Genomic DNA, 25,668 nt, shown 5'->3' with positions numbered 1-25,668 from the left:
GGGGACTGTCAGTGGCTGTGCTGCGAAACGATTTCTTCCTCGACCTCGCGCAGGCGGTCCTTGCCGAAGAACATCTGGTCGTTCACGAAGAAGGTGGGCGAGCCGAAGGCGCCCTGCTCGAAGGCGGCCTGCGTGTTGGCCATGAGCGCCTGCTTGACCTCGGCGGTCTGCATGGACGCGAACAGCTCGGCCGCGGGCAGGCCCGCGTCGTTCAGCGCGGTGGCCACCACGTTCGCGTCGGCCATGTTCAGGCTGCGCTCCCACATGCACGAGAAGACGGCATCGACATAGCGCTCGAAGCAGCCGAGCGCCTGCGCCGCGACGGCGCCGCGCATGATGGTCAGCGTGTTGACGGGAAAGAATTCATTGCGGCGGTAGGCCGTGATGCGGTGCTTGGCAAGAAAACGCTGGAACTCCAGCGCGTCGTAGGCGCGCTTGTTCGCGATGTCGGCGAAGGCTTCGGCCGGCGAGCGGTTGTTGGTGAGCTTGAAGAGCCCGCCCAGCAGGATCGGCACGTACTCGATCGCAGTGCCCGTGCGCGCCGCCACGGCTGGCAGCACCTTGTGGCACAGGTAGGCGTTGGGGCTGCCGAAGTCGAAGAGAAAGCGCAGCTTCACGGTGTTCGTCTCGTTCATGGTCGCTCCCCTGCTCACCAGGTTTCCATCCACGGGCGCAGTTCCATCTCGTGCGTCCACGCATCGCGCGGCTGCTGGTGGATCTGCCAGTAGGCCTCGCCGATGCTGTCCGGCGACACCACGCCGCCCTGATCCAGCAGCGCGTAACGCTCGGGAAAGTTGGTGCGGATGAACTCGGTGTCGATGGCGCCGTCGACCACCGGGTGCGCCACGTGGATGCCCTTGGGCCACAGTTCGCGCGCCATGCTCTGCGCCAGCGCGCGCAGGCCGTGCTTGGCACCGGCGAACGCGGCGTAGCCGTCGCGCCCGCGCAGGCTGGCGGTGGCGCCGGTGAAGATGATGGTGCCGCGCCCGCGCTCCAGCATGCGCTTGGCCACCTCGCGGCCCATGAGAAAGCCGCCGAAGCAGGCCATCTCCCACACCTTGAAGTAGACGCGCGCCGTCGTCTCGGTGATGCCGAAGCGCACGTTCGCGCCGATGTTGAACACCGCCACCTCGATGGGCGCGATGTTCTTCTCGATGTTCTCCACCAGCGAGACCATCTCCTCTTCCTTGCGGGCGTCGCTGCCGAAGCCGTGCGCCTGGCCGCCCGCGGCTTCGATCTCGCGCACCAGCGGCTGGAGCTTGTCGGCGCTGCGACGGGTGACACAGGCGATGTAGCCCTCGCGGGCGAATCGCTTGGCGATGGCGCCACCGGTGGCGTCTCCGGCGCCGATCACGAGGATGGCTTTCTTGTCGTTCATGCGTTGTCTTTCGTCGGTCGGTCTGTGAATGCACGCGGGTTGCCGCGCGGCCACTTCATTCTGGGATGCCGGACTGCCGAACAGCGCATGGCGGGCGGAATTCAAAACTGCATTGCAGAACTTGAAGCTGCATGCCGGCTTGCACCGCCGCTCGAATGAAAGCGATGAAACCCGGTGCGTTCTCACTGGGGAAATCCCTGCTCTCTGTTCTGCAGTGCAGTTTTCAAAAGACATGCTACGGAGCGCTTGCTTCATAGACTCGCCGCCATTCGAAACACGGGACCGACCCACCAATGACGACCGAGACACACGCCCAGCCCCCTCGGGTGCACCACCTTCTTTCGCCCTGGATCGCCGGGCAGCCCGACGCGCTGGCGCTGCGCGACGCCGGCGTGTCGCTGAGCTATGGCGAGCTCGGCGCGCAGATGGACGCCATGGCGCGGCAGTTGGCCGGCGCGGGCGTGCGGGCCGGCGACCGCGTGCTCATCGTCGGGGAGAACTGCGCGGCGCTGTGCGTCGCCTTCCTGGCGCTGAGCAAGCTGGACGCCTGGACCGTCGCGGTGAACGCGCGCCTGTCGCCACGCGAGATCGACCAGTTCATCGCGCACTCCGGCGCGCGGCGCGTGCTGTACCTGTGCCATGTCTCGCCCGAGGCGCGCGGCCACGCGCAGCGCCAGCAGGCCACGCCTTTCGGCAGCGACCTGGGCGAAATCGCCATCGGCCCGCTCGCCGAGGACGTGCTGCCGGAGCCCTGCGACGCCGACCCCGCGAAGCAGGTGGCGGCCATGGTCTACACGTCGGGCACCACGGGCGCGCCCAAGGGCGTGATGCTGACGCACGCGAACCTGATGTTCGTGGCCACCTCCGCGCGCGAGCTGCGGCGGCTGGGCCCGCGCGACGTCGTCTACGGCGTGCTGCCGATGGCGCATGTGGTGGGCCTGTCGACGCAGTTCCTCGGCGCGATGTGCGCGGGCGCCGCGCTGCTGCTCGAGCCGCGCTTTGCACCCGAGAACGCGGTGCGGGCGCTGCGCCGCGATGGCGTCAGCGTGTTCACGGGCGTGCCCGCGCTGTTCGCCCGCATCCTGGAGTGGGCGCGCAAGAGCGGCGTGGCCATCGACGCACCCGCGCTGCGCCTGATCAGCGTGGCCGGTTCGCCGCTCACGCCCAGCCTCAAGGCCGAGGTGGAACGGGAATTCAGGCTGCCGCTGCACAACGGCTACGGCTTGACCGAGACCGCGCCCACCGTCGCGCAGACACGGCTGGACACGCCGCGCGAGGACTGCGCCGTCGGCCCGGGCATTCCGCGCGTCGAGCTTCGCATCCAGGGCCTGGGCGGCGCCAGCGTCGAACCAGGCGAAGCAGGCGAGCTGTGGGTGCGCGGACCCGGTGTGATGAAGGGCTACTACCGCAGCCCCGAGCTCACCGCGGCCGTGATCGATGCGGCGGGCTGGTTCAACACGGGCGATCTTGCGCGGCTCACGCCCGACGGCGCGCTGTTCATTTCCGGACGCACCAAGGAGCTGATCATCCGCTCGGGATTCAACGTCTATCCGCTCGAGGTGGAGCAGGTGCTGAACGCCTACCCGGGCGTCGTGCAATCGGCGGTCGTCGGGCGCGAGGCCGGGCACAACGAGGAAATCGTGGCCTTCATCGAAACCAGGGAAGGCATGCCCATCGACGACGCGCGGTTGCGCGCGCACCTGCGCGAGCACCTGTCGCCCTACAAGCAGCCCAGCGAGATCCGCGCCATGGCGACGCTGCCGTCGGCACCCAACGGCAAGGTGCTCAAGGGCGTGCTGAAAGCGCTCGCGCAGACGCCTTTGAACACCGCGCCATGAACACCATCACTTCAAGCACTCCCATGCGCCATCGCACATTTCACGCCCTCGCATTCACGCTCGCCGGCCTTGCCGCCGTCGTCGTTCCCGGCCCGCAGGCTCACGCCCAGGAAAAGCCGGGCGCCTATCCCTCGCGGCCCATCAAGATCATGATCGGCTTCGCCCCGGGCGGCTCGACCGATGCGCCGATGCGGGTGCTCGCGGAAAAGGCGGGCGCCATCCTCAAGCAGCCCATCGTCATCGAGAACAAGCCCGGCGTCGGCGGCACGATGCCCGCGCAGAGCCTGCAGTCGGCCGCGCCGGACGGCTACACGCTGGGCATTGCCTCGGCCGGGGTCTACCGGCTGCCCTACACCAACGACATCAGGTGGGACCCGGCCAAGGACCTGAGCTATGTGATCGGCCTGACCGGCTACGCCTTCGGCATCGTCGTGCCCGCGAACTCGCCGATCAGGACCTTGAAGGACTACGTGGCGCACGCCAGGGCGAACCCCGGCAAGCTGACCTACAGCACGCCCGGCATCGCCACCACCAACCACCTGACGATGGAGCAGCTGTCGCGCCTGTACAAGATCGAGCTCAACCACATTCCGTACAAGGGAAGCGCCGAATCGCTGCAGGCCATCGTGGGCGGCCAGGTCGACTCCGCGGCGGAGACCTCCGCCTTCGTGCCCTACGTGGACTCCGGAAAGCTGCGGCTGATCGCCGTGTGGGGCGACAAGCGCATGGCGCGCTACCCGGACGTGCCCACGCTGAAGGAAAGCGGCGCGAACATCGTGCAGACCTCGCCTTGGGGACTGGTAGGCCCCAAGGGGCTGGACCCCGTCATTGCCGCCAAACTGCACGATGCGTTCAAGCAGGCGATGGAGACGAAGGAGTTCAGGGAGATGCTGGCCCGCTACGAGATGGAGCCGGACTACATGAGCGCGAAAGACTACCGCGCCTTTGCCGTGGATGCGATGAAGCGCGAGAAGGAAATCCTCGACGCGCTGGGCCTGTCCCGCAAATAGGCGCTGAAGGCCGGGCAGGCTCGTCGCCGGGACATGGCTACCCGCCGCGCTCCTTGCGCTCGCGCGCCCGGCGCACCTGCCGGGTCTCGCCGGCCTGCGAAGCGATGCGCTCCTTCTCGCGCTTCTTCGCCGCGCGCTTCTCGCGCATGCGCTTGCCCAGCACGTAGCTGCCGAGGCCGGTGACCACGGCAATGAACAGGCCGATGACGCTGACGTCGATGCCGCCCATCACAGCACCCGCACGACGCCGGTCGGCTTGAAGCCCAGGTCGGCCGCCTTGCCCTTGCGCGCACGGTTGCCGCGTGCGTTGTTCAGCGTGCGGATCTCCAGTGTTTCCTCGCGCTCCTTGGCACCGCGGCCGATGCCTTCGATGCGCACGCTGCGCGTGTAGGCCGCCGCGCCCGCGAGCGTGTCCTTGGGCTCCAGGTCGATCAGCGTGAGGCCGCGGCCGCCCTTGGGCAGGCTCTTGAGCTCGGCGATCTCGAAGGTCAGGATGCGCCCGCCCGTCGAGGCGCAGGCCACGTGCGTGGCCGCGGGCATCGGCTCGGCGCCGCTCGCGCCGCCCACCAGCGAAGGCCGGCACAGCTGCTCGCCCTCGCCCACGTCGATGAAGGCCTTGCCGCCGCGCTGGCGCGACATCATGTTCTCGACCGTGGCGATGAAGCCGTAGCCGCCGGTGTTGGCCAGCAGCACGCTCGCGCCGACCGGGCCGGCGAAGAAGTGCGTGACGTGCGTGCCGCTGTCCAGCTCGATGAGCGTGGTGACGGGCTGGCCGTCGCCGCGCGCGCCGGGCAGCGAGGCCACGGGCACGGTGTAGACGCGCACGCCCTTGTCCTTGGAGGAGCCGAACACCAGCAGGGTGTCGACGCTGCGGCATTCGAAGGCGCCGTAGAGCGCATCGCCCGACTTGAAGCTGTATTCGGGCGTGGCGCCCTTCTCCGCGCTCGCGCCGTTGGCCGCGGCCTTCTCGCTCACCCAGCCCTTCTGCGCGCGCACCCAGCCCTTCTGCGACACGATGACGGTGACCGGCTCGTCGACCACCTTCACTTCGGCCACGGCGCGCTTCTCGGCCTGGATCAGCGTGCGGCGCGGGTCTTCGAAGGTCTTGGCGTCGGTTTCGATTTCCTTCACCAGCAGGCGGCGCAAGGCGGCCGGGCTGCCCAGGATGTCCTCCAGCCTTTTCTGTTCCTCGCGCAGGCCCTTGAGCTCCTGCTCGATCTTGATGGCCTCCAGCCGCGCCAGTTGGCGCAGGCGGATTTCAAGAATGTCCTCGGCCTGGCGTTCGCTGAGGCTGAAGCGCGCCATCAGCGCGGCCTTGGGGTCTTCGGCCGCGCGGATGATCGCGATCACCTCGTCGATGTTCAGCAGCACCAGCTGCCGGCCTTCGAGGATGTGCACGCGCTCCAGCACCTTGTTCAGCCGATGGCGCGAGCGCTTCTCGACGGTGACCTGGCGGAACGCGATCCACTCGTTGAGCATCTGGCGCAGCGACTTCTGCGTCGGCTTGCCGTCGATGCCCACCATGGTGAGGTTGATCGACGACGAGGTTTCCAGCGAGGTCTGCGCCAGCAGCGTGGTGATGAACTCTTCCTGGCTGATGCGCGAGGTCTTGGGCTCGAACACCAGGCGCACGGCCGCGTCCTTGCTGGACTCGTCGCGCACCACGTCGAGCACCGACAGCATCGCCGCCTTCAGCTGCGTCTGGTCGGCGCTCAGTGCCTTCTTGCCGGTCTTGACCTTGGGGTTGGTGATTTCCTCGATTTCTTCGAGCACCCGCTGCGTGCTGACGCCCGGCGGCAGTTCGTTCACCACCAGCTGCCACTGGCCGCGCGCCAGCTCTTCGATCTTCCAGCGCGCGCGCACCTTGAGCGAGCCGCGGCCGGTGCGGTAGGCGTCGGCGATGTCGCTCGCGCTGCTGATGATCTGCGCGCCGCCCGGGTAATCGGGGCCGGGCACGATGGCGAAGAGTTCTTCTTCGCTCAACTGGCCGTTCGACTTGATCAGCGCCACGCAGGCGTCGGCGATCTCGCGCAGGTTGTGGCTCGGGATTTCGGTGGCCAGGCCCACCGCGATGCCGCTCGCGCCGTTGAGCAGCGTGAAGGGCAGGCGCGCGGGCAGCAGGCGCGGCTCTTCGGTGCTGCCGTCGTAATTGGGAATGAAGTCGACCGTGCCTTCGTCGATCTCGTCGAGCAAGAGGCTGGTGATGCGCGCCAGGCGCGCCTCGGTGTAGCGCATGGCCGCGGCGCCGTCGCCGTCGCGGCTGCCGAAGTTGCCCTGGCCGTCGACCAGCGGATAGCGCTGCGAGAAGTCCTGCGCCATGCGCACCAGCGCGTCGTACGCGGCCTGGTCGCTGTGCGGATGGAAGCGGCCGAGCACGTCGCCGACCACGCGCGCGCTCTTCACGGGCTTGGCGCCCACCGTGCCGTTGGTGCCGCCGAAGCCCAGGCCCATGCGCGACATCGAGTAAAGGATGCGCCGCTGCACCGGCTTCTGCCCGTCGGACACGTCGGGCAGCGCGCGGCCCTTGACCACGCTGAGCGCGTACTCGAGGTAGGCGGTCTGTGCGTAGTCGGCCAGCGTGAGGGTGGTGTCGCCGTCGTTGGGGCCCGCAAGGTCGAGCGGAGGTTGGGAATCCATCGTCTGTCGTTTCCGGAAGATTGCTGTTGCTTGTTTATTCGGTCATGGCCACCGAAGGCGAACCCGTCAGGGAGGAGACGGGCACTTCGGGCATGTAGGGAGAGGTCGGCACGGCGGACGGGTCGGGCATCGAGGGCAAGGCGGGCAACTGCGTCGGCCGCTCGGGCGGCATGTTGCCGCGGCCGACGGCGCCGCCCATTTCCATGCGCACGCGCCCTGGCGACTTGCCGCCGACGGCGCCGGCGCCGCCGCTGCGCCCGGTGGCGCCGGGCTTGAGGTACGCATAGAGCTGCAGCACGGTCTGCACGTAGTTCTGCGTTTCCTTGTAGTTCGGAATCTTGTTGCCCGCGCGCTGCACAGCGCCCTCGCCCGCGTTGTAGGCGGCCAGGGCCAGCTCGATCTGCCCCGGGAACATGGCGATCAGGTCGCGCAGGTAGCGCGAGCCGGCGGCGATGTTGATGCGCGGGTCGAACAGCTTCTTCTCGATGGTCGTGCGCTTGTCCGCCGACACGCCGTAGCGCTGCGCGGTCGCCGGCATGAGCTGCATGAGGCCCATCGCGCCCTTGGGCGAGACGGCCTGCGCGTCGAAGCCCGATTCGGTGGCGATCAGCGCCTGCAGCAGTTCGTAGTCGATGTCGTGCTTGTTCGACGCATCGCGCAGCGCCGCCTTGGCGCTCTTGTAGCTGGGCGAGGCCTCGAACATGGCAAGCAGGGTCTGCGATGCGGGCGGCACCTTGCCGTCGAGCTTGCGGCCGCTGCGCGCCAGCGGCGAAATGCCCTGCGCGGTGTCGAAGCTCTGGCCGCCCCTGAAGAAGATCTGGTAGCGCTCGTCGATCTTCTCGGAGGCGAAGTGCGCCACGCCCTTGCTGTCGACGTAGCCGTAGATGTCAGCGGCGCGCGCGAACCCCTGCTGCATGCACAGCAAAAGGGCCAATAGCAACGAACGCTTGAAAGCTGACATGCGTGGTGGGAGGGTCAAACATCGATGTCGACGTCGTCGGCGCGCAATTCCATGAGCTCGCGCCGCGCCGCCGCTTCGCCCTTGCCCATGAGCTTGGTGATCTCGCCCTGGGTGGACGTGAAGTCGAACCGGCCCAATTGGACCTGCATCAGGCGCCGGGTGTCTGGATTGAGCGTGGTTTCCCACAATTGTTCCGCGCTCATTTCGCCCAGGCCCTTGAAGCGGCTGATGCTCCAGGCGCCTTCGCGCACGCCGTCCTTGCGCAGCTTGTCGAGCGTGGCGGTCAGTTCGCCCTCGTCCAGCGCGTAGACCTTGGATGCCGGCTTCTTGCCGCGCGCGGGCGCGTCGACCCGGAACAGCGGCGGCTTTGCGACATACACGTGGCCGGTTTCGATGAGCTTCGGGAAGTGCCGGAAGAACAAGGTCAGCAGCAGTACCTGGATGTGCGAGCCGTCGACGTCGGCATCGCTCAGGATGCAGACCTTGCCGTAGCGCAGGCCGCTCATGTCGGGCGTGTCGTCGGGTCCGTGCGGGTCGACGCCGATGGCCACCGAGATGTCGTGGATTTCGTTGTTGGCGAACAGCCGGTCGCGCTCGACCTCCCAGGTGTTGAGCACCTTGCCGCGCAGCGGCAGGATGGCCTGGCTTTCCTTGTCGCGGCCCATCTTGGCGCTGCCGCCGGCGGAGTCGCCCTCGACCAGGAACACTTCGTTGTGGCTGATGTCCTTGCTCTCGCAGTCGGTCAGCTTGCCCGGCAGCACGGCCACGCCCGAGCCCTTGCGCTTCTCGACCTTCTGGCCGGCGCGCTGGCGCGTCTGCGCGGCCTTGATGGCGAGTTCGGCGAGGCGCTTGCCGTAGTCGACGTGCTGGTTGAGCCACAGCTCGAGCGCGGGGCGCACGAAGCTGGACACCAGGCGAACCGCGTCGCGCGAATTCAGCCGCTCCTTGATCTGGCCCTGGAACTGCGGGTCGAGCACCTTGGCGCTGAGCACGTACGAGGCGCGCGCGAACACGTCCTCGGGCAGCAGCTTCACGCCCTTGGGCAGCAGCGAATGCAGCTCGATGAAGCCCTTCACCGCGGTGAAGAGGCCGTCGCGCAGGCCGCTTTCGTGGGTGCCGCCGGCGCTGGTGGGAATCAGGTTGACGTAGCTCTCGCGCACCGGCTGGCCGTCTTCGGTGAACGCCACGCACCAGTCGGCGCCTTCGCCTTCGGCGAAGTTGTCGGCGTTCTTGTCGGCATGGCCGGCGCCTTCGAACAGCGGAATGACCGGATCGCCATTGAGCGTCTGCATCAGGTAGTCGCTGAGGCCGCCCTTGTAGAGCCACTGCTGGCTTTCCTTGGTCTTCTCGTTGGTGAGCGTGACGCTCACGCCGGGCATCAGCACGGCCTTGCTGCGCAGCAGGTGCGTGAGCTCGGCCATGGGCAGCACCGCGGTCTCGAAGTACTTGGCGTCGGGCCAGGCCCGCACGGTGGTGCCCTGCTTGCGCTCGCCGGCTTCGAGCTTGCGGATCTCGAGCGCCTCGATCACGTCGCCGGCGCTGAAGGCCAGCTTGGCGACCGAGCCTTCGCGGTGCGAGGTGACTTCGAGCCGCTTCGACAGCGCATTGGTCACCGACACGCCCACGCCGTGCAGGCCGCCCGAGAAGCTGTAGGCGCCGCCGGAGCCCTTGTCGAACTTGCCGCCGGCGTGCAGCCGGGTGAACACGAGTTCGACCACGGGGGCCTTTTCTTCGGGGTGCATGCCGAACGGAATGCCGCGGCCGTCGTCTTCGATGCTGACCGAGCCGTCGACATGCAGCGTGACCTTGATCTTCTTGCCGTAGCCCGCCAGCGCCTCGTCGGCGGCGTTGTCGAGCACTTCCTGAATGATGTGCAGCGGGTTGTCGGTGCGGGTGTACATGCCCGGGCGCTGCTTGACGGGCTCGAGGCCCTTGAGCACGCGGATGGAGCCTTCCGAGTAGCCGGAAGTCTCGGACGATGAATTGGGGGGAGTCTTGGGGGGAGTCGCCATGGGGGCGGATTGTAGTCAGTGGCAGGGAAATGACTGGATACCCATACAGGACCCTCCGGCCGCAGCCGGAGGCTGGCAGGAGGAACTGGGCTGCTTGTCGGCGACGGCCTGACCGGTGCAAGCCAGCAAGGCAAGCTCTGGCCCTGCCTTTTCGGGCGGCTCCGGGTCCGGAACGATGCTCCCGGTCACCAGACCGAACGACGGCGACATGCGCAGGCCCGCATCGGCTTGATGCATCGACGGCATCAAAACCTCCCCGATAAATCATCAATGGCTTTGGCCGCCAGCGCGCCTGCCACAGCCTGCAAGTCGCTACATTCGACGCCATGCAAGCGCCCGCCCCCACCCTCTCGATCAAGCAAGTCCTGTTCTGCGGGGCGATGATCGTCACGCTCTCGATGGGCATCCGCCACGGCTTCGGGCTGTGGCTGCAGCCCATCACGCAGGCCCAGGACTGGAGCCGCCAGACCTTCTCGTTCGCGTTGGCCATCCAGAACCTGTCGTGGGGCATCTTCGGGGTGTTCGCGGGCATGCTGGCCGACCGCTTCGGGGCGTTCCGGGTGCTGATCGGCGGCGCGGTGCTCTATGCGCTGGGCCTTTTCGGCATGGCGCATTCGCCCACGCCGCTGCTCTTCACGCTGAGCGCGGGCGTGCTGATCGGCGCGGCGCAGGCCGGCTCGACCTACGCGGTGATCTACGGCGTGATCGGGCGGCAGATTCCGGCCGAGCGGCGCTCATGGGCCATGGGCGTGGCGGCGGCGGCCGGCTCGTTCGGGCAGTTCCTGATGGCGCCCATCGAAGGCCGGCTCATCGGCCACCTGGGCTGGCAGACCGCGCTGGCCGTGCTGGCGGTGCTGGTGCTGGTCATCGTTCCGCTGGCCTTCGGCCTGCGCGAACCCAGGACGGCGGCGCTGGGCGGGCACCGTGAGCAGTCGGTGCTGCAGGCGGTCGGCGAGGCCTTCCGCTATCCGAGCTTCGGGCTGCTGATGGCGGGCTACTTCGTGTGCGGCTTCCAGCTCGCGTTCATCGGCATCCACATGCCGACCTACCTGCGCGACCGCGCGCTGCCGGCCGAGGTGGCGGGCTACGCGCTGGCGCTGATCGGGCTGTTCAACGTGTTCGGAACGTACACCGTCGGGCTGCTGGGGCAGACGCTGGCCAAGCGCAAGATCCTCGCGGCCATCTACTTCGCGCGGGCGGTGGCGATCGCGCTGTTCCTGCTGGCGCCGATCTCGCCGATGAGCGTGTATGTGTTCTCCGCGGCCATGGGCTTCCTGTGGCTGTCGACGGTGCCGGCCACCAACGCCATCGTGGCGGGCATCTTCGGCGTGGCGCACCTGTCGATGCTCAGCGGCTTCGTGTTCCTGAGCCACCAGGTCGGCTCTTTCCTGGGCGTGTGGCTCGGCGGCTACCTGTACGACACGACGGGCAGCTACGACATCGTCTGGTACATCGCGATCGCGCTGGGCGTGTTCGCCGCGCTGATCAACCTGCCGGTGAAGGAAAACGCCATCGCGCGCGCCCCGCAGCCGGCGGGCGCCGCAGGCTGATTGCGTATAAAGCGGGGCCATGGCACCACGTCTGCGCCGACACCTCGCGAACGCCGGCTGGCTTGCCGCCGCGCTGGCGGTGCTGGGCGGCGTGTTCGCGCTGTACGTGCACCCGGACTTCCTGGTGACGCTGGCCGACCAGATCTGGTCCTGTTTCTGAGCCTTCTACCCTTCTCACGCACGCTGGACGTGCGCATCACGCTATGAAAGATATAGCACCTACGCACGCTTCGGCCACCCCCTCCGAATGGCTCGTGCGCTGGTCGCACCTGCTCGCACCCGGCAGCTCCGTGCTCGACGTGGCCTGCGGGTCCGGGCGGCACATGCAGTGGTTCGCCGGACGCGGGCATGCGGTGACCGGCGTCGACCGCTCGCCCGAGGCCCTGGCGGCGGCGGGCGCGTTCGGCGGCACGGTCATGGCGGACATCGAATCCGGCCCCTGGCCTTTCGCGGGCCAGGCCTTCGGCGCGGTGGTCGTCACCAACTACCTCTGGCGCGCGCGCATGGCCGACATCGTGGCCGCCGTGGCACCGGGCGGCGTGCTGCTGTACGAAACCTTTGCCGCGGGCAACGAAACCGTCGGCAAGCCCTCGCGGCCCGACTTCCTGCTGCAACCCGGCGAGCTGCTCGCGGCCTGCGAGGGCCTGCGCGTGGTGGCCTACGAAGACGGCTTCGTGGCCGAGCCTGCGCGCTTCGTGCAGCGCATTGCGGCCGTCCGCCCCGCGGCGTCGGCCGCCCGCCAACCGGTGCGCCACCTCCTCAAGGGAAACTGAGGGCGCCGCAGCGGCGGCTTGACAGGCTGCCGGAGTAAGTAGAATCGGCGCTTTCGTCCACCGACAAAGAGATTCCCCTTGGAGCAATTGACAGGCAGCATCGTTGCGCTCGTCACGCCGATGCACGACGACGGCAGTGTCGACTACCCCGCCCTGCGGCGGCTCATCGACTGGCACATCGAAGAAGGCACCGACTGCCTCGGCGTGGTCGGGACCACCGGCGAATCGCCGACGGTCGACGTCGAAGAGCACTGCGAAATCATTCGCGTGTCCGTCGAACAGGCCAAGGGCCGCGTGCCCGTGATGGCCGGTTGCGGCGCCAACTCGACCAAGGAAGCCATCGAGCTCGCCAAGTTCGCCAAGGGCGTGGGCGCCGATTCGCAGCTCCAGGTCGTGCCGTACTACAACAAGCCCACGCAAGAGGGCCAGTACCAGCATTTCAAGGCCATCGCCGAAGCCGTGGGCGACCTGCCCATCGTGATGTACAACGTGCCCGGGCGCACCGTGGCCGATATGGCGCACGATACCGTGCTTCGCCTCACGCAGGTGCCCGGCATCATCGGCATCAAGGAAGCCACAGGCAACATCGAGCGGGCCCAGTGGCTCATTCGCGACGTGCCGAAGACCTTCGCCGTCTACTCCGGCGACGACCCGACCGCGGTCGCGCTCATGCTCTGCGGCGGCCAGGGCAACATCAGCGTCACGGCCAACATCGCGCCGCGCAAGATGCACGAACTGTGCGTGGCCGCGCTGGCGGGCGACGTGAAGCGGGCCATGGAGATCCAGTTCGAGCTCATGCCGCTGCACCGCAACCTGTTCGTCGAGCCCAACCCGATTCCCCTGAAGTGGGCCATGGCCCGGCTCGGCCTGTGCGGTGGCACGCTGCGCCTGCCGCTCACCGAACTCGGTGAAGCCGCGCGCCCGGCCGTCGAAGGCGCCCTGCGCGCCACCGGCCTTCTCAAGGGTTGAGAGCGTCCTCCACACACCCCGGACCTGCCTTTTCCCCTGGCCGCAACAAGGTTACGCAACCTTTTGCCGGAACTGTGCTCAGAGATGGCGGGCGCTGCGGCCCATAGATTGACCGAACCATTCCAACAAGGAAGAAGACGTTGAAGAACCTTTCGCAACTTTCGCGATATGCATTGCTGGCCACCCTCGTTGCCAGCCTCGCCGCGTGCTCCGTCCTCGAGAGCGACAAGATCGACTACAAGAGCGCCGGCAAGGCCCCGACGCTCGAGGTCCCCCCCGACCTGTCGCAGCTCTCGCGCGACAACCGCTACGCGGTGCCCGGCGGCGCCGTCACCGCGAATGCATACCAGGCCGGCATCGCCAACGCACCGGGCGTGCCCACCGCAGTGAGCACACTCGGCGACGTGCGCATGGAGCGCGCGGGCACGCAGCGCTGGATCGTCGTCAACCGCGCGCCCGACCAGCTCTGGGACCCGGTGAAAGACTTCTGGCAGGAAAGCGGCTTCCTGCTGACCACCGAGCAGCGCAACCTGGGCATCATGGAAACCGACTGGGCCGAGAACCGCGCCAAGCTGCCGCAGGACATCATCCGCGGCACGCTGGGCAAGCTGGTCGATTCGGTCTACTCGACCGGCGAGCTCGACCGCTTCCGCACACGCCTGGAGCGCACGCCCAACGGCACCGAGATCTTCATCAGCCACCGCGGCATGCAGGAGGTCTACAACAACTCGCGCCAAGACCAGACCGTGTGGCAGCCCCGCCCGAGCGACCCTGAACTCGAGACCGAATTCCTGCGCCGCCTGATGGTCAAGCTCGGCGTCTCGCAAGAGCAGTCGAAGATCCTCGCCGCCACCACCGCGCCGACCAAGACCGCCGTCATTGCCAAGGTCGGCAACCAGCCAGTGGTGCAGATCAGCGAAGGCTTCGACCGCGCATGGCGCCGCGTCGGCCTGGCACTCGACCGCACCGGCTTCACCGTGGAAGACCGCGACCGCAGCGCCGGCGTGTACTACGTGCGCTACGTAACGCCGAACCCCGACAAGAAGGAGCCCGGCTTCTTCGGCAAGTTGTTCAGCGGCTCGCCGAAGGACGAAGCACCCATCAAGTTCCGCATCTCGGTCAAGGGCCAGGGCGAAGCCACGACGGTGTCGGTGCTCAACGAAGCCGGCGCGCCGGAAACCTCGGCCAACGCCGAGCGCATCGTCAAGGTCATTGCAGACGACCTGAAGTAGCCCGCATGCTCCGCTTCCGAAGCCTCGGCAGCGGCAGCACGGGCAATGCCGCGCTGGTCGAATCGACCAGCGCAGGCCGCACCTCCCGCCTCCTGGTCGACTGCGGCTTCGGCCTCAAGCAGCTCGACCTGCGGCTCGCGCAAGCGGGCCTCGTCGCCGGCGACATCGATGCGGTCTTCGTGACGCACGAGCACGGTGACCATATCGGCTGTGCCCATTCACTGTCGCGGCGCAACCGCATTCCCGTCTGGATGAGCGAAGGCACGTGGCTCGCCACGGGCGGGCGCGACTTCGAAGGCCGGCTGAACATCGCGCGCGACGATGCCGAGTTTTCGGTCGGCGACATCGGCGTGCAGCCCTTCACCGTGCCGCACGACGCGCGCGAGCCGCTGCAACTGCGTTGCACCGACGGCAACCGCACGCTCGGCGTGCTCACCGACCTGGGACATTCCACGGCCCATGTGCTGGCCAGGCTGGGCGGCGTCCATGCGTTGCTGCTGGAGTTCAACCACGACAGCGACCTGCTGGCCAACTCGGCGTACCCGCCGTTCCTGAAGCACCGCGTGGGCGGCAACTACGGGCACCTGTCGAACACGGCCGCCGCTGAAATCGCGCGTGCAGTGCTTCACGATGGCCTGCGGCATGTGGTGGCGGCGCACCTGAGCGAGCAGAACAACCGGCCCGAGATCGTTCGGCGCCTGATGGCCGAAGCGCTGGGCGGCGACGAGTCCGAAATGCTCACTGCAACGGCAGCGGAAGGCTCGCCCTGGCTCGACGTGTGAGCTGAATCCGCACCACGAAAAAAAGCCGCCTCATGGCGGCTTTCTTCATGGCGAGAGCCTGGCAAGCGTTACTGCTTGGGCGCCTCGTTCTTCTTCGCGGCTTCGGTCGCGGCGTTCGCGGCATCGAGTGCCGACGAGGCGCCCGGTGCCGGCGTTGCGGCACCCGAATCGGTGGACGGTGCAGTCGCCGGGGCGGCAGGCGCGGGTGCGGGTTCGGTCACGGGCGCAGGAGCCGGCGTCACAACCGCCGGCGCGGCGTCCTCCTTCTTTCCGCAGGCGACGAGCGCGGCAGCGGCAATCAGCGAGGCAACCAGGACGGACGTTGACTTCTTCATGGAATCTCCTTTGGCGATGAATGTCTGGAACGAAAAAATTCTAGACCTGCATCGCCGCTCGAATGTGTCTGGCAGCCGGATTCGCGGCATTGGCTTACAAGCCCAGCGTCGACGCCGAAAAGGCCTGTCGCCCGAGGCGCCAGCACTCGTCGATGGCCTCGCGCAAAGCGCGGCGCGACTGCGCGTCGGTGCCGCTCACGCCCCTGCTGCGCTCGGGGTCTATGCGATGCACGAACCAGGTGGGCGTCCAGATGGCGCTGGGCACCTCGGCGCCCGCGGCCTTACCGGTCGCGCGGCATTCGACGATGTGGTCCCACATGCGGCGCCACGGCACGAAGCGCGCATGCGTGCGCTCCAGCACATCGAAGCGCTGTGCGAGCAGCACGAAGCGCCGCCCGCTGGCCGACCAGGCCTGCAAGGCCTCGATGCTTGCGCGCTCGCCCAAAGGCCAGTCCGAGAAATCGGGGTCGCTGAAGACGATTTCCTTCCAGCCTTGTTGGGCCGCGCAAGACAGTGCGCCGCGCAGGATGGCATCGAAGGCCTCGCGGCCGTCGAAACGGCCGTCGGCCAGCGAATGAGTTTCATCAGTCGGCATGAAGCCAACCTGACTCGCACCACTCGCCCAGCAACCCGCGCGCGCCTTCGCTCGCGCGGGCCAGTTCGCGCGGCCCGAGTTCGCGCCGGTCGGCCAGTCGGCGCATCAGCGTGGCGTCGGCACCGCCTGCGCGAAAACTCTCGCCGTTGATGTAGATGTGCCGCGTGTCGTAGAGCATGCGCGTGCGGCGGTCGAGCGCCACGCGCTGCGTGGCATCGGGCAACTCGCCGCCCTCGTCGAACCACACGTTGGCCTTGGGCTCGGTGAGCGATTCGCCGAGCGCGCGCTCGACGGCATCGGGGTCGCGCAGCGCGGCCTCGACGGCCTTGCGCGCGAAGGCCTGCAACGCGGCGGGCATGCGGGCCGGCGCATCGACGGCGGGCTGCGTCGGATCGCGGTAGCGGGCCAGTTCGGCGGGCCCGGCGTCTTCCAGGTCTTCAGCGTAGGCCTGCGCCATGCGCGACAGCAGGTCGGCCCCCATCTCGCCCACCGCGGACGAGCGCAGCCCGATGGAGCACGTCATGCAGTCGTCGCCGACTGCCACGCCGTCGTGGGCGTACTTGGGCGGCAGGTACAGCATGTCGCCGGGCTCCAGCACGAAGGTCTGCTCGGGCTCGAAGTTCTGCAGGATCTTGAGCGGCACATCGGGCTGCAGGCTCAGGTCGCCCTGCTTGCCGATGGACCACTCGCGGCGCCCTTGCGCCTGGAGCAGGAACACGTCGTAGCTGTCGAAATGCGCGCCGACGCCGCCGGTGTCGCTCGCATAGCTGATCATCAGGTCGTCCAGGCGGGCGTCGGGCAGGAAGCGGAACTGCCGCAGCAGGTCGTGCACGCCCTCGTGATGCAGGTCCACGCCCTGCACCAGCAGTGTCCAGGCGGGCTGTTTCAGGGGGGGCAAGGCGCGGCGGGCAAGCGGCCCGTGCTTGAGCGACCAGCCGGACTTGCCATGCCGGATCAGGCGCGACTCGACCTCCTCGCGCTCGGCCAGCGCAAACAGCGCATGACGCTCGATCGGTGGCACCATGTCGGGAATCGCCTGGCGAACGAGCAAGGGTTTTTTCTGCCAGTACTGGCGCATGAACTGCGCGGCGCTCAGGCCGCCGAGCAACGGCAGCGGTTGTGTAATCTCCATGGGAGAATTCTGCAATGGAAATCTCTGAACAATGCGTGGTCGGCTTGACCTGGACCATGAAAGACACGCTCGGCGACGTGCTGGACGTGCTGGACGAACCGGTGGACTTTCTGGTCGGCGGCGACGATCTCTTCGACGTGATCGAGGCGGCCCTGCAGGGCCATGAGCCCGGCGCCCGGGTGCAGCTGCAGGTCGAACCCGAGCAGGGCTTCGGCGACTTCAACGACCAGTTGCTCTTTCTGGAGCCCCGCTCGCTCTTTCCCGCGGACACGGAAGAAGGCATGACCTTCGACGGCTCCGCCCTGCCCAAGGGCGTGAGCGACACCATTCCGAAGGACACGATCTACACGGTGGCCGAAATCTACCCCGACCACCTGGTGCTGGACGGCAACCATCCGCTGGCGGGCATTGCGATCCGGCTCGACATCACGGTGCGCTCGGTGCGCGAAGCCACCGAAGAGGAAATCGGCCGTGGTTCGGCGGGTACCGGCTTCTTCAAGGTGGCGCCCATGGCGCCGGGCAACCAGACGCTGCACTGAGGCCCGGCCAACCCAGCAAAAAGCCGGGCGTGCCCGGCTTTTTCGCGTGTCAAAGAACGCGGGCTACATGCGCGAGATCTGGCCGTTGTCGATGCGCACGCGGTCACCGATGCGCAGGTCGCCCGGGCTCTGCACGTCGAAGGCGCGGTAGCCGCCGCGGTCGGTCTGCACCGACACGCGATAGGTTTCATAGGCACGCGGCCCGTTCTGCTGCGCCTCGATGGTGTTGCCCAACAGGGCACCACCCACGATGCCCAGCGCGGTGGCCGCGGCACGGCCGTTGCCGCGCCCGAACTGGTTGCCCACCACGCCACCGATGACACCGCCTGCCACGGCGCCGCCGCCGCTCGTGCCGGTACCCGCGGTTTCGCTGCGCAACACCTCGATGTTGGCGACGTGGCCGTATTCGACGTAGGAAGCTTCCTGGTACTGGATCGACCGCGGGGGCGCCTGGTACGGGTAGCGCGAGGTCTGGTAGACCGGGGCGGGGGCCACGCACGCCGTGAGCGTGGCAACGGCCAGCACGGAAGCAGTGACGGAAACGAAGCGCATTGAGATCTTCATGTTGGGAGGCTCCTCGGATAGAACGGTGCACAAAAATGCACTTGCGTGTGACTAACGCCGCAGCCGCTGCCGCGATGACGCAAAACACACACTGAAACCTTCGAGGCGCGCGGGCCTCGGCAGTTCCGTTCTTTACCGCTCGGACACTCAGGTCCCCTTAAGGATCGGATCCCCAAAAGGCTCAGTGCTTGCCTGTGGAGCCGTAGCCGCCCTCGCCGCGTTGCGTAGGTGCAAATTCTGTGACCACCCGAAACTGCGCCTGCACCACCGGCACGATCACCAACTGCGCCAGCCGTTCCATCGGCTCCAGCACGAAGGGCGTGTCGCTGCGGTTCCACGCGCTGATCTTCAGCTCGCCCTGGTAGTCGCTGTCGATCAGGCCCACGAGGTTGCCCAGCACGATGCCATGCTTGTGGCCCAGGCCCGAGCGCGGCAGGATGAGCGCGGCATAGGCCGGGTCGGCCAGGTGGATCGCAATGCCGGTGCCCACCAGCTGCCAGCCGTTGGGCGCCAGCGTGATCGGCGCATCGAGGCACGCCCGCAGGTCGAGCCCGGCGCTTCCGGGGGTGGCATACGCGGGCAATTGATCCACCATGCGCGGATCGAGGATACGGACGTCGACTTTCACTTACTTGCTGCCTTGCTTGTGTTGCTGTTCTCTTTGCTTGCGGGCCGCGTCCTCGAGCACCTGCTGCCACTTGGCGATGCCCGGGGTGAGCTTCACGCCCTTCAGTTTGCTGCCGAACCAGACCGCCACGCCCAGCAGCAGGACCAGCGCACTGAAGGGCACCCCGATCGACCACAGCACCAGGAACACCAGCGCGCCCACGCCGCCCAGCACCTTGAGCGTCGTCGGGTCGAAGGCGCCCGGCCGGGACCTGGCCACTTCGCCGCTGGACGCGTCACCGCGCTGCTGCATGGCGGCCGTCACGGGACCGGGCTGGTTGGGCAAGGTCGTGATGCCGACGTCGAGCCCCGGCTCGCCCTCCTTGGCCGCGCGCTTGGGTAGCAGCGCCTGCGCCGACAGCCGCTCGACATAGCGGGCGAAGTCGCCGTTGGGCGGCGTGTTCCATTGCGGATTCAGGTTCATCAGACCCTCCAGTCGGTAAGTCGTACGGCAATTTCGGTCATGAGTTCGCGCGCCAGCGTGAGCTTGGGCGCGCGGGGGAGCTCGCGCACGCCGTGGGCGTCCACCAGCAGCAACGCGTTGTCGTCCTGACCGAAAGTCAGCGGGCCGATGTTGCCGACCAGCAGCGGAATGCCCTTGCGCTGTCGCTTGGCCTTGGCATGTTCGATGAGGTTTTCGCTTTCGGCGGCAAAGCCCACACAGAAAAGTTGCTTCGCTTGGGCCCGTTCGCTGCGCGCCACGGTCAGCAGGATGTCGGCGTTCTCGACGAAGTCGAGTACCGGCGTCTTCCCGCTGCCGTCTTTCTTGATCTTCTGGTCGCTGTGCGTTGCAGGTCGCCAGTCGGCCACCGCGGCTGTTGCTACGAAAATGCTAGCAAACTCCGCAGCACGGACGGTCGCATCGAGCATGTCCTGGGCCGAAATCACGTCGACACGCGTCACGCCGCGCGGGGTCGGCAGGTGCACCGGCCCGGCCACCAGCGTGACCTCGGCGCCCGCCTCGCGGGCCGCGCGGGCAATGGCAAAGCCCATCTTGCCGGACGAATGGTTGGTGATGCCGCGGATCGGGTCCAGCGCCTCGAAGGTCGGGCCTGCGGTCACCAGCATCTTTTGCCCCGCCAGCAGCTTGGGGCTGAAGAAGGCGGTGATGTCCTCGAGCAGTTGCGCCGGCTCGAGCATGCGCCCGTCCCCGGTTTCGCCGCAGGCCTGCCAGCCGCTGCCCACGCCCAGCACGGTGGCGCCATCGGCCGCCACCTGCCTCAGGTTGCGCTGGGTGGCGGGATGGGCCCACATCTCGCGGTTCATGGCGGGTGCGATCAGCAGCGGAATGCGCTCCGTGGGACGCGCCAGGCACATCAGGCTGAGCAGATCGTCCGAGCGGCCCTGCACCAGCCGCGCAATGAAGTCTGCGCTGCAGGGCGCCAGCACGATCGCATCGGCCTCGCGGCTCAGGTTGATGTGCGGCATGTTGTTGGGCTCGCGCGTGTCCCACTGCGAGGTGTAGACGGTGCGCCCGGAGAGCGCCTGCATGGTCACCGGGGTGATGAACTGTTCGGCCGCCTCGGTCATCACGACCTGGACGGTGGCTCCGGCCTTCACGAACAGGCGGCACAGTTCGGCCGATTTGTAGCAGGCGATGCCGCCCGTGAGGCCCAGGACGATGTGTTTGCCGGCGAGATCTTGCATGGGCCGTATTGTTGCTCATGGGCCATGAAGCTTCGGGCAACAAGCCCTTGGCCCGAAGTGTCGCGAAGGGCACATCTATAATCGCAATTTCCCACTGCCCGGATTCATCACGTCCGGAACTGGCATGACCAAATTTGTCTTCGTCACCGGTGGTGTCGTCTCTTCCCTTGGCAAGGGAATCGCCTCCGCCTCGCTCGCCGCGATCCTCGAATCGCGCGGCCTCCAAGTCACCCTCATCAAGCTCGATCCGTACATCAATGTCGACCCCGGCACGATGTCGCCCTTCCAGCATGGCGAAGTGTTCGTCACCGATGACGGCGCCGAGACCGACCTCGACCTCGGCCACTACGAGCGCTTCATCAACACGCGCATGCGCAAGGCCAACAACTTCACGACCGGCCAGATCTACAAGAGCGTGCTCGAGAAGGAACGCCGCGGCGACTACCTCGGCAAGACGGTGCAGGTGATTCCGCACATCACCAACGAGATCCAGGAATACATCAAGCGCGGTGCCGGCATCGGCACCTCGCACGAAGTGGACGTGGCCATCGTCGAGATCGGCGGCACGGTGGGCGACATCGAGTCGCTGCCCTTCCTGGAAGCCGTGCGCCAGATGAGCCTGCGCAACGGCCCGAACAACTCGGCCTTCGTGCACCTGAGCTACGTGCCCTGGATCGCCGCCGCCGGCGAACTCAAGACCAAGCCCACTCAGCACACCGCCAAGGAACTGCGCGCCATCGGCATCCAGGCCGACGTGCTGCTGTGCCGCGCGGACCGCCCGATTCCCGACGACGAGCGCGCCAAGATCTCGCTGTTCTCGAACGTGCCCGAGTGGGGCGTCATCTCGATGTGGGACGTGGACACCATCTACAAGGTGCCACGCATGCTGCACGAGCAGGGCCTGGACGGCCTGATCTGCGACAAGCTGCGCATCAACACCCCGCCGGCCAAGCTGCAGCGCTGGGACGACCTGGTGTACGAGGTCGAGCATCCGCAAAAGGAAGTGTCGATCGCCATGGTCGGCAAGTACGTCGACCTGTCGGACAGCTACAAGTCGCTCAACGAGGCGCTGCGCCACGCCGGCATGAAGAACCATGCGCGCGTGAAGATCGACTACATCGACTCCGAGACCATCTCGACGCAGGACGTCTCGCGCCTGGCCAAGTACGACGCCATCCTGGTGCCCGGCGGCTTCGGCCAGCGCGGTGTCGAGGGCAAGATCTCGGCTGCGCGCTTCGCCCGCGAAGGCAAGGTGCCCTACCTTGGCATCTGCCTTGGCATGCAGGTGGCCACCATCGAATACGCCCGCCACGTGGCCGGCCTCAAGAACGCCAACAGCACCGAGTTCGACCCCGAGACGCCCACCCCCGTGATCGCGCTGATCACCGAGTGGAAGGACGCCGACGGCACCGTGAAGACGCGCGACGAGAAGTCCGACCTCGGCGGCACCATGCGCCTGGGCGCGCAAAGCTCCGACGTCACGCCCGGCACGCTGGCGCACAGCATCTACGGCGACGTGGTCACCGAGCGCCATCGCCACCGCTACGAAGCCAACGTCAACTACCTCGACGAGCTGCGCAAAGCCGGCCTCGTGATCTCCGCGCTCACGCAGCGCGAGCACCTGACCGAAATCGTCGAGCTGCCGCAGGACGTGCACCCCTGGTTCATGGGCGTGCAGTTCCACCCCGAGTTCAAGTCGACCCCGTGGGGCGGCCACCCGCTGTTCAACGCCTTCATCAAGGCGGCGCTGGAGCACAAGGACAAGAGCGCGGGCAGCGCCGGCAAGTCGCTGAAGGCCGTGGCATGAGCAGCGGCTACGTCATTGCCCATGTCGAGGTGACCAACCCGACCCAGTACGAGGACTACAAGAAGTGGTCGAGCCTGGCCATGCAGGCGCACGGCGCCGAAGTGTGCGTGCGCGGCGGCCAGGTGCAGCCGCTGGAAGGCGACTGGCAGCCCACGCGCGTGGTCGTGCTCAAGTTCGCCAGCTTCGAGAAGGCCAAGGCCTTCTACGAAACGCCCGAGTACCTCAAGGCGCGCGAAGCGCGTGCCGGCGCCGCAATCATGAACATGATCGCCGTCGAGGGCCTCTGAGCCCCGTTCATTTATTCGCCCAAAGAGAACCAAAAGAGAAAGACAAAAGATGAGTGCAATCGTTGACATCGTCGGCCGCGAAATTCTCGACAGCCGAGGCAACCCCACCGTCGAGTGCGACGTGCTGCTCGAGTCGGGCACCATGGGCCGCGCGGCCGTGCCCTCGGGCGCATCGACCGGTTCGCGCGAAGCCATCGAGCTGCGCGACGGCGACAAGAGCCGCTACCTCGGCAAGGGCGTGCTGAAGGCGGTGGAGAACATCAACACCGAGATCTCGGAATCGGTACTCGGCCTGGACGCCAGCGAACAGGCCTTCCTCGATCGCACGATGATCGACCTGGACGGCACCGACAACAAGGCCCGCCTGGGCGCCAACGCCACCCTGGCCGTCTCGATGGCCGTGGCCCGCGCCGCGGCCGAAGAGTCGGGCCTGCCGCTGTACCGCTACTTCGGCGGCATGGGCGGCATGCAGCTGCCGGTGCCGATGATGAACGTCATCAACGGCGGCGCGCACGCCAACAACAGCCTCGATCTGCAGGAGTTCATGATCATCCCCGTGGGCGCCAAGAGCTTCCGCGAGGCCGTGCGCTACGGCGCCGAAGTGTTCCACGCGCTGAAGAAGATCCTGGGCGACCGCGGCATCAGCACGGCGGTGGGCGACGAAGGCGGCTTCGCCCCCAGCGTCGAAAGCCATGAAGCAGCGATCCAGCTCATCCTCGAAGCCATCGACAAGGCCGGCTACACCGCTGGCGAGCAGATCGCCCTGGGCCTGGACTGCGCGGCCAGCGAGTTCTACAAGGACGGCAAGTACGTGCTGTCGGGCGAAAACCTCTCGCTGTCGGCCGAGAGCTGGACCGACATGCTGGCAACCTGGGTCGACAAGTACCCGATCATCAGCATCGAAGACGGCATGCACGAAGGCGACTGGGACGGCTGGAAGCACCTGACCGAACGCCTGGGCAAGCGCGTGCAGCTGGTGGGCGACGACCTGTTCGTCACCAACACCAAGATCCTGCAGGAGGGCATCGACAAGGGCATCGCCAACTCGATCCTGATCAAGATCAACCAGATCGGCACGCTGACAGAAACCTTCGCCGCCATCGAGATGGCCAAGCGCGCGGGCTACACGGCCGTCATTTCGCATCGCTCGGGCGAAACCGAAGACAGCACCATCGCCGACATCGCGGTGGGCACCAATGCCGGCCAGATCAAGACCGGCTCGCTGTCGCGTTCGGACCGCATCGCCAAGTACAACCAGCTGCTGCGCATCGAAGAAGACCTGGGCGACATCGCCGTGTACCCCGGCCGCGGCGCGTTCTACAACCTGAAGTAACGCCAGGACGCCACGCGCCATGCGCGCCCGCCTCGTTCCACCGATCATCCTGCTGCTCCTGCTGGCCGTCCTGCAGTGGCAGTTGTGGAACGGGCGCGGCAGCGTGCGCGACGTGGGCCAGCTGCGCACCAAGCTGTCCGACCAGAAGGAAGCCAACGCCAAGGCCGCGCTGACCAACGAGCGCCTGAATTCCGAGGTCAACGACCTCAAGGACGGCCTCGAGATGGTCGAGGAACGCGCGCGCGCCGAACTCGGCATGGTCAAGCCGAACGAAGTGTTCGTGCAGATCGCGCACTGACCCTTCAATCTTTCGCCCGCTGATGACCGAGCTTCTCTCGGCCCCCGCTTTCTTGTTGTGGGGCTCCCCCGTCAGCTGGCTCGAATTCGTCGCCGCCCTGCTGTCACTCGCCATGGTCGGCTGCAACATGCGCGAGATCCACTGGGGCTGGCCGCTGGCCATCGTCAGTTCGCTGCTCTACGTGGCCGTGTTCGCCAAGGCACGCATCTACGGCGACGCATCGCTGCAGGTCTTCTTCGCTTTCGTCGCCTTGTGGGGCTGGGCGCAATGGCTGCGCGGCCACCGCGCCGACGGCAGTGCGCTGCATGTCAGCCGGCTCTCGCCGCGCGGCATCGCCCTCACCCTGGCCGCCTGCGCCTTCGCATGGCCGGCGGTCGCCCTCTTCCTGATCTGTTTCACCGACACCGACGTGCCTTGGTGGGACGGCTTCGCCACCGGGCTGAGCCTGGTCGGGCAGTTCCTGCTCGGGCGCAAGTTCATCGAGAACTGGCTGATCTGGCTGGCCGTGAACGTGGTGAGCGTGGGGCTCTTCATCCACAAGGGCCTGTGGCTCACCGTGGGCCTGTACGCGGTGTTCGCGGTGCTCAGCGTGGCCGGCTACCTGGCGTGGCGGCAACGCATGCCGGGCGCGGCGACCCAGGCGGTGCGCCCATGACGCCAAGCCTGCCTACCGGCTGCGTCATCGCGCTCGTGGGCGCCGAGAGCACCGGCAAGACCGAACTGGCGCGCGCCCTTGCGCAGCGCCTGCAGGAGCGCGGCACACCGACCACGCTCGTGAGCGAGTACCTGCGAGAGTGGTGCGAACGCGAAGGCCGCACGCCGCGCCCCGACGAGCAGCAGGCCATCGCCGACGAACAGACCCGCCGCATCGACGCCGCGGCCGCCTTGGGCGTGGTGGTGGCCGACACCACGGCGCTCATGACGGCGGTCTACAGCGAGCAATTGTTCGCCGACACCACGCTGTACGACGGCGCGCTGACGGCGCAGCGGCGCTATGCCATCACCCTGCTCACCGCGCTCGACCTGCCCTGGGTGGCCGACGACATGCGCGACGGCCCGCACGCGCGCCAGCCGACCGACACGCTGGTGCGCGCCGCGCTCACCGGCGCCAGGCTTTCGTTTGCCGTGGTGCACGGCACGGGCGGCGAACGGCTGGCCAGCGCATGGAACGCCATCAACTCCATCGCCGGCAACGAGGGCCGCGCGCGAGGCCGGCTCGACGCGAAGCCCGCCTCGTGGTCATGGCCTTGCGAGAAGTGTTCCGACCCGCAATGCGAACATAAGCTCTTCAGCGACCTGATTGCGCGCCGCGACTAGCACCCC

Annotated in this window: 28 protein-coding genes; 15 read left to right on the top strand and 13 right to left on the bottom strand. The window is 67.4% G+C overall.

What is annotated here, in order from left to right; genetic code table 11:
* Positions 1 to 8 precede the first annotated feature (8 nt).
* Complete coding sequence (locus AC0IYU_RS26820) at positions 9 to 635, bottom strand: DsbA family protein (protein ID WP_472123258.1); 627 nt, start codon at positions 633 to 635, stop codon at positions 9 to 11.
* A gap of 14 nt (positions 636 to 649) precedes the next feature.
* Entirely contained in the window at positions 650 to 1,378 is a 729-nt protein-coding gene (locus tag AC0IYU_RS26815) for an SDR family oxidoreductase (RefSeq protein WP_472123254.1), read from the bottom strand.
* 293 nt (positions 1,379 to 1,671) lie between these two features.
* On the opposite strand from AC0IYU_RS26815, the gene AC0IYU_RS26810 reads away from it, so the two are divergent.
* Both AC0IYU_RS26810 and AC0IYU_RS26805 read left to right on the top strand, forming a co-directional pair.
* Positions 1,672 to 3,216, top strand: a complete 1,545-nt coding sequence (locus AC0IYU_RS26810; RefSeq protein WP_472123251.1) for a class I adenylate-forming enzyme family protein — start codon at positions 1,672 to 1,674, stop codon at positions 3,214 to 3,216.
* A gap of 23 nt (positions 3,217 to 3,239) precedes the next feature.
* Entirely contained in the window at positions 3,240 to 4,226 is a 987-nt protein-coding gene (locus AC0IYU_RS26805; RefSeq protein ID WP_472123248.1) for a Bug family tripartite tricarboxylate transporter substrate binding protein, read from the top strand.
* A 37-nt stretch (positions 4,227 to 4,263) separates the two neighbouring features.
* Here AC0IYU_RS26805 and AC0IYU_RS26800 read toward each other — a convergent pair whose 3' ends face one another.
* From AC0IYU_RS26800 to AC0IYU_RS26785, 4 genes are read right to left on the bottom strand one after another with little or no spacing between them, the layout of a single operon-like run.
* Positions 4,264 to 4,455, bottom strand: a complete 192-nt coding sequence (locus tag AC0IYU_RS26800) for a hypothetical protein (protein ID WP_435435705.1) — start codon at positions 4,453 to 4,455, stop codon at positions 4,264 to 4,266.
* Positions 4,455 to 6,863: a DNA topoisomerase IV subunit A gene (parC, locus tag AC0IYU_RS26795; RefSeq protein ID WP_472123245.1), complete on the bottom strand. Its 2,409-nt coding sequence runs from the start codon at positions 6,861 to 6,863 to the stop codon at positions 4,455 to 4,457. The genes AC0IYU_RS26800 and parC overlap by 1 nt, the downstream gene beginning before the upstream one ends.
* Positions 6,864 to 6,897: 34 nt before the next feature.
* The gene (locus AC0IYU_RS26790; protein WP_472123242.1) at positions 6,898 to 7,824 is read right to left on the bottom strand and encodes a lytic transglycosylase domain-containing protein; all 927 of its coding nucleotides are present in this window, start codon (positions 7,822 to 7,824) and stop codon (positions 6,898 to 6,900) included.
* Positions 7,825 to 7,838: 14 nt separating this feature from the next.
* Positions 7,839 to 9,836 (bottom strand): DNA topoisomerase IV subunit B, encoded by a 1,998-nt coding sequence (locus AC0IYU_RS26785; RefSeq protein WP_472123240.1) that lies wholly within the window; start codon positions 9,834 to 9,836, stop codon positions 7,839 to 7,841.
* Between the two features lie 326 nt (positions 9,837 to 10,162).
* Here AC0IYU_RS26785 and AC0IYU_RS26780 point away from each other — a divergent pair, with 326 nt between their 5' ends.
* From AC0IYU_RS26780 to AC0IYU_RS26755, 6 genes are all read left to right on the top strand, one after another.
* The gene (locus AC0IYU_RS26780) at positions 10,163 to 11,386 is read left to right on the top strand and encodes an MFS transporter (RefSeq protein WP_472123237.1); all 1,224 of its coding nucleotides are present in this window, start codon (positions 10,163 to 10,165) and stop codon (positions 11,384 to 11,386) included.
* 19 nt (positions 11,387 to 11,405) lie between these two features.
* On the top strand, positions 11,406 to 11,546 hold the full coding sequence (locus AC0IYU_RS26775) for a hypothetical protein (protein ID WP_472123234.1): 141 nt from the start codon (positions 11,406 to 11,408) through the stop codon (positions 11,544 to 11,546).
* A 43-nt stretch (positions 11,547 to 11,589) separates the two neighbouring features.
* Positions 11,590 to 12,159: a class I SAM-dependent methyltransferase gene (locus tag AC0IYU_RS26770; protein ID WP_472123231.1), complete on the top strand. Its 570-nt coding sequence runs from the start codon at positions 11,590 to 11,592 to the stop codon at positions 12,157 to 12,159.
* Positions 12,160 to 12,237: 78 nt separating this feature from the next.
* Positions 12,238 to 13,128 carry a 4-hydroxy-tetrahydrodipicolinate synthase gene (gene dapA, locus AC0IYU_RS26765; protein ID WP_435435696.1) on the top strand — a complete coding sequence of 297 codons (891 nt, stop codon included), beginning with the start codon at positions 12,238 to 12,240 and terminating at the stop codon, positions 13,126 to 13,128.
* 140 nt (positions 13,129 to 13,268) lie between these two features.
* Complete coding sequence (gene bamC, locus AC0IYU_RS26760) at positions 13,269 to 14,360, top strand: outer membrane protein assembly factor BamC (RefSeq protein ID WP_472123229.1); 1,092 nt, start codon at positions 13,269 to 13,271, stop codon at positions 14,358 to 14,360.
* A gap of 5 nt (positions 14,361 to 14,365) precedes the next feature.
* On the top strand, positions 14,366 to 15,142 hold the full coding sequence (locus AC0IYU_RS26755) for an MBL fold metallo-hydrolase (protein ID WP_472123226.1): 777 nt from the start codon (positions 14,366 to 14,368) through the stop codon (positions 15,140 to 15,142).
* A 68-nt stretch (positions 15,143 to 15,210) separates the two neighbouring features.
* Here the strand turns inward: AC0IYU_RS26755 and AC0IYU_RS26750 are convergent, their stop codons facing one another.
* From AC0IYU_RS26750 to AC0IYU_RS26740, 3 genes are all read right to left on the bottom strand, one after another.
* Entirely contained in the window at positions 15,211 to 15,477 is a 267-nt protein-coding gene (locus tag AC0IYU_RS26750; RefSeq protein ID WP_472123223.1) for a hypothetical protein, read from the bottom strand.
* A 94-nt stretch (positions 15,478 to 15,571) separates the two neighbouring features.
* A complete protein-coding gene (locus tag AC0IYU_RS26745) occupies positions 15,572 to 16,072 on the bottom strand; it encodes a hypothetical protein (RefSeq protein ID WP_472123220.1) in 501 nt (166 codons plus the stop codon).
* Entirely contained in the window at positions 16,062 to 17,204 is a 1,143-nt protein-coding gene (locus tag AC0IYU_RS26740) for a JmjC domain-containing protein (RefSeq protein ID WP_472123218.1), read from the bottom strand. The genes AC0IYU_RS26745 and AC0IYU_RS26740 overlap by 11 nt, the downstream gene beginning before the upstream one ends.
* 14 nt (positions 17,205 to 17,218) lie before the next feature.
* Here AC0IYU_RS26740 and AC0IYU_RS26735 point away from each other — a divergent pair, with 14 nt between their 5' ends.
* The gene (locus AC0IYU_RS26735; RefSeq protein ID WP_435435689.1) at positions 17,219 to 17,743 is read left to right on the top strand and encodes an FKBP-type peptidyl-prolyl cis-trans isomerase; all 525 of its coding nucleotides are present in this window, start codon (positions 17,219 to 17,221) and stop codon (positions 17,741 to 17,743) included.
* Positions 17,744 to 17,806: 63 nt separating this feature from the next.
* On the opposite strand, the gene AC0IYU_RS26730 is transcribed toward AC0IYU_RS26735, so the two are convergent.
* The 4 genes from AC0IYU_RS26730 to coaBC form a co-directional block, all read right to left on the bottom strand.
* Positions 17,807 to 18,307: an outer membrane lipoprotein gene (locus AC0IYU_RS26730; protein ID WP_472123215.1), complete on the bottom strand. Its 501-nt coding sequence runs from the start codon at positions 18,305 to 18,307 to the stop codon at positions 17,807 to 17,809.
* A gap of 181 nt (positions 18,308 to 18,488) precedes the next feature.
* Positions 18,489 to 18,935: a dUTP diphosphatase gene (gene dut / locus AC0IYU_RS26725; protein WP_435435688.1), complete on the bottom strand. Its 447-nt coding sequence runs from the start codon at positions 18,933 to 18,935 to the stop codon at positions 18,489 to 18,491.
* Positions 18,936 to 19,397: a hypothetical protein gene (locus AC0IYU_RS26720; protein WP_472123213.1), complete on the bottom strand. Its 462-nt coding sequence runs from the start codon at positions 19,395 to 19,397 to the stop codon at positions 18,936 to 18,938.
* Positions 19,397 to 20,620, bottom strand: a complete 1,224-nt coding sequence (gene coaBC / locus AC0IYU_RS26715; RefSeq protein ID WP_472123210.1) for a bifunctional phosphopantothenoylcysteine decarboxylase/phosphopantothenate--cysteine ligase CoaBC — start codon at positions 20,618 to 20,620, stop codon at positions 19,397 to 19,399. The genes AC0IYU_RS26720 and coaBC overlap by 1 nt, the downstream gene beginning before the upstream one ends.
* 124 nt (positions 20,621 to 20,744) lie before the next feature.
* Here coaBC and AC0IYU_RS26710 point away from each other — a divergent pair, with 124 nt between their 5' ends.
* Genes AC0IYU_RS26710 through AC0IYU_RS26685 form a run of 6 tightly spaced genes read left to right on the top strand, consistent with a single transcriptional unit; the run spans position 20,745 to position 25,662 of the window.
* The gene (locus tag AC0IYU_RS26710) at positions 20,745 to 22,427 is read left to right on the top strand and encodes a CTP synthase (protein WP_435435685.1); all 1,683 of its coding nucleotides are present in this window, start codon (positions 20,745 to 20,747) and stop codon (positions 22,425 to 22,427) included.
* A complete protein-coding gene (locus AC0IYU_RS26705; RefSeq protein ID WP_435435684.1) occupies positions 22,424 to 22,714 on the top strand; it encodes a DUF1330 domain-containing protein in 291 nt (96 codons plus the stop codon). Before AC0IYU_RS26710 ends, AC0IYU_RS26705 begins: the two co-directional genes overlap by 4 nt.
* A gap of 49 nt (positions 22,715 to 22,763) precedes the next feature.
* Positions 22,764 to 24,047 carry a phosphopyruvate hydratase gene (gene eno, locus AC0IYU_RS26700; protein WP_435435683.1) on the top strand — a complete coding sequence of 428 codons (1,284 nt, stop codon included), beginning with the start codon at positions 22,764 to 22,766 and terminating at the stop codon, positions 24,045 to 24,047.
* Positions 24,048 to 24,066: 19 nt separating this feature from the next.
* Positions 24,067 to 24,345, top strand: a complete 279-nt coding sequence (gene ftsB / locus AC0IYU_RS26695; RefSeq protein ID WP_472123207.1) for a cell division protein FtsB — start codon at positions 24,067 to 24,069, stop codon at positions 24,343 to 24,345.
* 22 nt (positions 24,346 to 24,367) lie between these two features.
* Complete coding sequence (gene pnuC / locus AC0IYU_RS26690; RefSeq protein ID WP_472123204.1) at positions 24,368 to 25,000, top strand: nicotinamide riboside transporter PnuC; 633 nt, start codon at positions 24,368 to 24,370, stop codon at positions 24,998 to 25,000.
* The gene (locus tag AC0IYU_RS26685; RefSeq protein ID WP_472123201.1) at positions 24,997 to 25,662 is read left to right on the top strand and encodes an AAA family ATPase; all 666 of its coding nucleotides are present in this window, start codon (positions 24,997 to 24,999) and stop codon (positions 25,660 to 25,662) included. Before pnuC ends, AC0IYU_RS26685 begins: the two co-directional genes overlap by 4 nt.
* Positions 25,663 to 25,668 lie beyond the last annotated feature (6 nt).

The sequence above is a fragment of the Variovorax sp. AC103 genome, from assembly GCF_979254005.1.
Note: the sequence above shows the minus strand (reverse complement) of the source record. Positions and strands in the feature narration are given on the sequence as shown.

What these genes read in the sequence shown, in the direction of transcription:
- AC0IYU_RS26790 (WP_472123242.1), bottom strand. Translation starts at nt 7,824, where the DNA reads ATGTCAGCTTTCAAGCGTTCGTTGCTATTGGCCCTTTTGCTGTGCATG.
- ftsB (WP_472123207.1), top strand. Translation starts at nt 24,067, where the DNA reads ATGCGCGCCCGCCTCGTTCCACCGATCATCCTGCTGCTCCTGCTGGCC.
- eno (WP_435435683.1), top strand. Translation starts at nt 22,764, where the DNA reads ATGAGTGCAATCGTTGACATCGTCGGCCGCGAAATTCTCGACAGCCGA.
- AC0IYU_RS26685 (WP_472123201.1), top strand. Translation starts at nt 24,997, where the DNA reads ATGACGCCAAGCCTGCCTACCGGCTGCGTCATCGCGCTCGTGGGCGCC.
- AC0IYU_RS26705 (WP_435435684.1), top strand. Translation starts at nt 22,424, where the DNA reads ATGAGCAGCGGCTACGTCATTGCCCATGTCGAGGTGACCAACCCGACC.
- AC0IYU_RS26745 (WP_472123220.1), bottom strand. Translation starts at nt 16,072, where the DNA reads ATGCCGACTGATGAAACTCATTCGCTGGCCGACGGCCGTTTCGACGGC.
- coaBC (WP_472123210.1), bottom strand. Translation starts at nt 20,620, where the DNA reads ATGCAAGATCTCGCCGGCAAACACATCGTCCTGGGCCTCACGGGCGGC.
- AC0IYU_RS26800 (WP_435435705.1), bottom strand. Translation starts at nt 4,455, where the DNA reads ATGGGCGGCATCGACGTCAGCGTCATCGGCCTGTTCATTGCCGTGGTC.
- pnuC (WP_472123204.1), top strand. Translation starts at nt 24,368, where the DNA reads ATGACCGAGCTTCTCTCGGCCCCCGCTTTCTTGTTGTGGGGCTCCCCC.
- AC0IYU_RS26730 (WP_472123215.1), bottom strand. Translation starts at nt 18,307, where the DNA reads ATGAAGATCTCAATGCGCTTCGTTTCCGTCACTGCTTCCGTGCTGGCC.
- AC0IYU_RS26740 (WP_472123218.1), bottom strand. Translation starts at nt 17,204, where the DNA reads ATGGAGATTACACAACCGCTGCCGTTGCTCGGCGGCCTGAGCGCCGCG.
- AC0IYU_RS26755 (WP_472123226.1), top strand. Translation starts at nt 14,366, where the DNA reads ATGCTCCGCTTCCGAAGCCTCGGCAGCGGCAGCACGGGCAATGCCGCG.
- AC0IYU_RS26785 (WP_472123240.1), bottom strand. Translation starts at nt 9,836, where the DNA reads ATGGCGACTCCCCCCAAGACTCCCCCCAATTCATCGTCCGAGACTTCC.
- AC0IYU_RS26780 (WP_472123237.1), top strand. Translation starts at nt 10,163, where the DNA reads ATGCAAGCGCCCGCCCCCACCCTCTCGATCAAGCAAGTCCTGTTCTGC.
- AC0IYU_RS26820 (WP_472123258.1), bottom strand. Translation starts at nt 635, where the DNA reads ATGAACGAGACGAACACCGTGAAGCTGCGCTTTCTCTTCGACTTCGGC.
- AC0IYU_RS26710 (WP_435435685.1), top strand. Translation starts at nt 20,745, where the DNA reads ATGACCAAATTTGTCTTCGTCACCGGTGGTGTCGTCTCTTCCCTTGGC.
- AC0IYU_RS26770 (WP_472123231.1), top strand. Translation starts at nt 11,590, where the DNA reads ATGAAAGATATAGCACCTACGCACGCTTCGGCCACCCCCTCCGAATGG.
- AC0IYU_RS26810 (WP_472123251.1), top strand. Translation starts at nt 1,672, where the DNA reads ATGACGACCGAGACACACGCCCAGCCCCCTCGGGTGCACCACCTTCTT.
- AC0IYU_RS26815 (WP_472123254.1), bottom strand. Translation starts at nt 1,378, where the DNA reads ATGAACGACAAGAAAGCCATCCTCGTGATCGGCGCCGGAGACGCCACC.
- AC0IYU_RS26775 (WP_472123234.1), top strand. Translation starts at nt 11,406, where the DNA reads ATGGCACCACGTCTGCGCCGACACCTCGCGAACGCCGGCTGGCTTGCC.
- AC0IYU_RS26735 (WP_435435689.1), top strand. Translation starts at nt 17,219, where the DNA reads ATGGAAATCTCTGAACAATGCGTGGTCGGCTTGACCTGGACCATGAAA.
- AC0IYU_RS26750 (WP_472123223.1), bottom strand. Translation starts at nt 15,477, where the DNA reads ATGAAGAAGTCAACGTCCGTCCTGGTTGCCTCGCTGATTGCCGCTGCC.
- parC (WP_472123245.1), bottom strand. Translation starts at nt 6,863, where the DNA reads ATGGATTCCCAACCTCCGCTCGACCTTGCGGGCCCCAACGACGGCGAC.
- AC0IYU_RS26805 (WP_472123248.1), top strand. Translation starts at nt 3,240, where the DNA reads ATGCGCCATCGCACATTTCACGCCCTCGCATTCACGCTCGCCGGCCTT.
- AC0IYU_RS26720 (WP_472123213.1), bottom strand. Translation starts at nt 19,397, where the DNA reads ATGAACCTGAATCCGCAATGGAACACGCCGCCCAACGGCGACTTCGCC.